The 4,661-nt window shown below is 31.9% G+C and carries 4 protein-coding genes, 1 pseudogene and 1 riboswitch; of the genes and pseudogenes, 1 reads left to right on the top strand and 4 read right to left on the bottom strand.

Annotated features, from left to right (window positions below; genetic code table 11):
- Positions 1–290: 290 nt before the first annotated feature.
- Entirely contained in the window at positions 291–851 is a 561-nt protein-coding gene (rnmV, locus tag L992_RS08040; RefSeq protein ID WP_047395532.1) for a ribonuclease M5, read from the bottom strand.
- A 161-nt stretch (positions 852–1,012) separates the two neighbouring features.
- Positions 1,013–1,110, top strand: a riboswitch (purine riboswitch).
- A gap of 52 nt (positions 1,111–1,162) precedes the next feature.
- Between rnmV and guaA the strand changes: the two genes are divergently transcribed.
- Positions 1,163–2,713, top strand: coding sequence for a glutamine-hydrolyzing GMP synthase (gene guaA / locus L992_RS08035; protein WP_366089511.1), 1,551 nt, complete (start codon positions 1,163–1,165; stop codon positions 2,711–2,713).
- 84 nt (positions 2,714–2,797) lie between these two features.
- Here guaA and L992_RS08030 read toward each other — a convergent pair whose 3' ends face one another.
- From L992_RS08030 to L992_RS08020, 3 genes and pseudogenes are all read right to left on the bottom strand, one after another.
- On the bottom strand, positions 2,798–3,862 hold the full coding sequence (locus tag L992_RS08030) for a site-specific integrase (RefSeq protein ID WP_047395527.1): 1,065 nt from the start codon (positions 3,860–3,862) through the stop codon (positions 2,798–2,800).
- Between the two features lie 9 nt (positions 3,863–3,871).
- Complete coding sequence (locus L992_RS08025) at positions 3,872–4,048, bottom strand: helix-turn-helix domain-containing protein (protein ID WP_047395525.1); 177 nt, start codon at positions 4,046–4,048, stop codon at positions 3,872–3,874.
- Positions 4,049–4,062: 14 nt separating this feature from the next.
- A pseudogene (locus L992_RS08020) lies at positions 4,063–4,575 on the bottom strand (helix-turn-helix domain-containing protein); the annotation flags it as partial.
- Positions 4,576–4,661 lie beyond the last annotated feature (86 nt).

Here is a 4,661-nt window from a genome sequence, read left to right as displayed (position 1 = left end):
TTGTGCTAGGAGTTTGAAAAGAGAGAGTTCTTCATAAAAGAGGATATCATCGAACTTTTTGAACAAAGAGAGGATTTAGCTGAAAAGTTAGATGCTATAAAATTCAAAAAAATTGAATTCTTCACTGTTGCTGAGGAAAACTGTGTTGGATTTACTTTAGAAGATGTTCAAGTGAACTTCTTTATCGAGTTTGGAGAGGATGAAGAGGGTGAGTGGTACGAAGCTACTGCTGAAATAATCTCTTTCTAATTTAAATAGATAGTAGGAAGTAAAAGAAAAACCAAGGGTTATTAATCCTTGGTTTTTTGTATTCTATCCATAGCTTCTAAAAACTGCTCCATAGTTATTCCATATCTATTTAATTTAGATAACATCTGCTTTGCATTTGAATATCCTATTCTTAACTCTGCTCCTAGTTGTGCTCTTAAATCTTTTGATTCAGGTGCTCCAGAAAGTTTGTGATCAATCAGTTCGTTCATAGTGAAAACTGCTTCTGCATCTTGAGCTACTTCGCACTTTGCATTTTCTAGGGCTTTTATAATAGCTTCTGGAGTTGCATTTTCAACACCGATATCTCCATCTTTAGAGCCTTCTTTTCTGCTTATATATGCTTGTTTTGCTGCGGGGAAAAACTTTAAAATATATTTTCTCAGTTCTTCACCTACAAAATCTGGATCAGTTAAAACTATAATACCTTTATTTTCATAAGCTACTCTTAGCTTTTCAATATTTCCTTTTTTTCTTATAGCAAACCCATTTGTTTGTATAATTTCAGCATCTACTGCTGCTTTTACTGCTGAGATATCGTCTCTACCTTCAACAACAATAACCTCTTTTATCTTTTTTTTCATAACTTTTATATATCCTTTCAAAATATATTTAACTTTACAATTGTAACATTTTTTTACAGCTAATACTATTTTTTATTTTTTATTGGTTATAGGACTTAACGCTTGTGATTAAAATATTTAATTATAAGTTGACATTTTTAGCAATTACATGCTAGAATGTTTCAAAAGTAAATACAAATATTCGTATAAGTTGCAAATATGGTGCAGCGTCTCTACAACTAACCGTAAATTAGTTTCTATGGAAAAAAGTTTAAGGGATTAGTCTATTTTCTATTTTTTTATAGTATGAGATTGTCCCTTTTTATTATATTTTGGAGGTTTTTATGAAGAAAAATAGCATCATTATTCTTGACTTTGGTTCTCAATACAACCAATTAATAGCAAGAAGAGTAAGAGAAATGGGAGTTTACGCAGAAGTAGTTCCTTATTTTGAACCATTAGAGGATATTTTAGCTAGAGAACCAAAAGGTATCATCCTTTCTGGTGGACCTGCTTCAGTTTATTTAGATGGATCACCAACGATCGACAAAGCATTATATGAGCAAGGAATCCCTGTATTAGGAATCTGCTACGGAATGCAATTAACATCTCAATTACTTGGTGGACAAGTTGAAAGAGCTGACAAGCAAGAGTTCGGAAAAGCTGAGCTTATTATCGATGACTTAGAGAGTCCTCTATTTAAAGATGTTCCTAACTTAAACCAAGTTTGGATGAGTCATGGAGACCACGTTACTGTATTACCAGAAGGATTTAAGCAAATCGCTCATACAGATTCTTGTATAGCTGCATCTGCTAACGTAGAAAAAAATATCTACTGTATCCAATACCATGCTGAGGTTACTCACTCTGAGTATGGAACAAAGATGTTAGAGAACTTCGTATTTGGAGTTGCTAACTGTGAAAAAAACTGGTCAATGGGTAACTACATTGAAGAAACTGTAAAATCAATAAAAGAGACTGTTGGAGACAAGAAAGTTCTTCTAGGACTTTCAGGAGGGGTTGACTCTTCTGTTGCCGCAGCATTAATACATAAAGCTATTGGAGATCAACTTATCTGTATCTTCGTTGATACTGGACTTCTTAGAAAGAACGAAGGTAAAAACGTTATGGAGATATACGGAAAGAACTTCAACATGAACATCAAATGTGTAGAAGCTGAAGAGAGATTCTTAAGCAAACTTGCTGGTGTTGCTGATCCAGAAGCTAAGAGAAAAATAATTGGAAAAGAGTTCGTTGAAGTATTCAACGATGAGGCATCTAAATTAGTTGACGTAGACTTCCTTGCTCAAGGAACAATCTACCCAGATGTTATCGAGTCTCAATCTGTAAAAGGTCCATCTGCTACAATTAAATCTCACCACAACGTTGGAGGGCTTCCTGAAGATATGAAGTTCCAACTATTAGAACCTTTAAGAGAGTTATTCAAAGATGAGGTTAGAGCTGTTGGAAGAGAGTTAGGAATTCCTGACCACATGATCGACAGACATCCATTCCCAGGTCCAGGACTTGGAATCAGAATCCTTGGAGAGGTTGATAAAGAGAAAGCTGATATCTTAAGAGAAGCTGACGATATCTTCATCCAAGAGTTAAGAGCTGCTGACTTATACAGACAAGTAAGCCAAGCTTTCGTAGTACTTCTACCTGTTAAATCAGTTGGAGTTATGGGAGACGAAAGAACTTATGAGTACACTGCTGTTTTAAGATCTGCTAACACTATCGACTTTATGACTGCTACTTGGTCTAGATTACCATATGAGTTCTTAGATAAAGTATCTAATAGAATCATAAATGAGGTTAAGGGAATCAACAGAATGACTTATGATATCTCTTCTAAGCCACCTGCAACTATCGAGTGGGAATAAAACCGGCCAAGGCGTGTAATCCTTTGTTTTCAAGGGGTTACGCGTTTTTTTTATTCCCTTCCGTACCATAAACGTACCATCCTTTTATTTTGTCATATATTTTTCTAATTTTTCAGCAATTTCTTCTTGTTTGTTTGGATATAAATGTGAATATGTTTGTAATGTTGTTTGAATATCATCATGCCCTAGACGCTCTGCTATAGCTATTGGAGATACTCCCATTTCTATAAGCAAAGAAGCATGAGAATGTCTTATATCATGTATTCTTATCCTTTTTATCCCTGTGTTTTTACTTCCTCTATCCATCTCTCGATGCAAATAATTTTTTGTTGCTACAAATAATCTTTCATCTGGTTTATAGTCATATCTTGCTTCAGCAAATTTTTTCACTTCATCACATAAAGTTTCTGGTATTATTATTTTCCTTTTACTTTTTGGCGTTTTAGGCTCTTGAGTTATCTCTTTTCCACCTTTCAATTTAGCATAAGTTTTAGTTATTGACATTACTTTAGTTTCAAAATTAAAATCATTTAAAGTAAGTGACAATAATTCTCCTTCCCTTATACCAGTATAAAAAAGTATATCATACATTACTTTAGACATTCTGTTATCTTCTATTCCTTTTATAAAAATATCATATTCATCTTTTGTCCAAAATTTCATAGTATCAGCATTCTTCCTACCCATACTACCACTTGATTTACACGGATTTTTTTCTAATTTATGAAATTGTACAGCATAATTTAAAATTGCACTTAACCGATTATTGAGTGTTTTTAAATATGTTTGACTATAATTTTTTTCACTTAATAGCAACTTATTTTGCCAAGCTCTAATAGTTATTGCTTCTATATCTTTTATTTTTAAATCTTTAAAATAAGGCCTTATAGTTTTATTAATAATATACTCACTATTTTCATATGTTGTAGGCTTTACTCTAGCTTTAGAATCTTCTAAATATTTTTCAACCAGTTTATCAAATGTCAGCTCTGTTTTACCTTCTTGATCTAACAAAAAATCTCTTTCATAAAGCATTGCTTCTTTCTTAGTTTTAAACCCCTCTTTTTTCTTTCTTACTCTTTTTCCATCCCATCTCATATAATAAAATGAGACATAGTACTTTCCGTTTTCTCCTTTATATACCGGCATATCTACTCCTTATATACATGTTTTTTCTTCAAAATATCTTTTACTAATTTTTCCTTTAATAGTTATTTTCCCCTTCTTCTCTAACTCTTCATTTAATTTTTTTATTAGTCTATAAGCTGATGTTTCCGATATCTTTGCCATATCTGCAACCTCCTTTGCCGATAAAAACTTTACCTTTCCTTCCATATTTAATCCTCTCCTTATTTTTTGTTAAATTTTACATCTGCATCTATTATCTTTGACTCTCTTTTTACCTTGTGTGCAAAGTAATAAGAAAGTAAAAAGGCTTCACTTTCTTCCATTTCATCTTTAGAAAAAACTTGTTTTGTTTTTAAAAATGAATGATTCATAGTTTTAAAAGCTTCATATTCTTCTTTCTCCTCTTCTGTTAGTTCCTTATATAAACTTTCTTTAGGATTTTCACTTTTACTTTTTTCAAAGTATTTTTTTAAAACTCCATAACTTGAATACCCTATTAAGCTACCTATTTGACTTCCTATATAAATATTATCTAATGATATCCCATTTAAAAAACTAACAATTACTCCTATTAGTGTTGTTGCCAATGGTATAGATGTTAAACCATAAAAATAAGTATAACTAACATCATAGATTTCTGCTAATTTTTTAACTGTTTTTATTGGGATTTTTTTTGTAAGACCATTTTCATATCTAGATAATGTAGCTTCTGAAGTTCCCATTTTTTCAGCTACTTCTGTGAGGGATGTTTATTGTAAAATAAAATAGGATGTTATTGCAAAGCAAATTTCCCTGTATTTGCAAAGCAGAAAAAATAAAA

Origin of the sequence: Cetobacterium sp. ZOR0034 (assembly GCF_000799075.1) — a bacterium.
GTDB lineage: Bacteria > Fusobacteriota > Fusobacteriia > Fusobacteriales > Fusobacteriaceae > Cetobacterium_A.
Note: the sequence above shows the minus strand (reverse complement) of the source record. Positions and strands in the feature narration are given on the sequence as shown.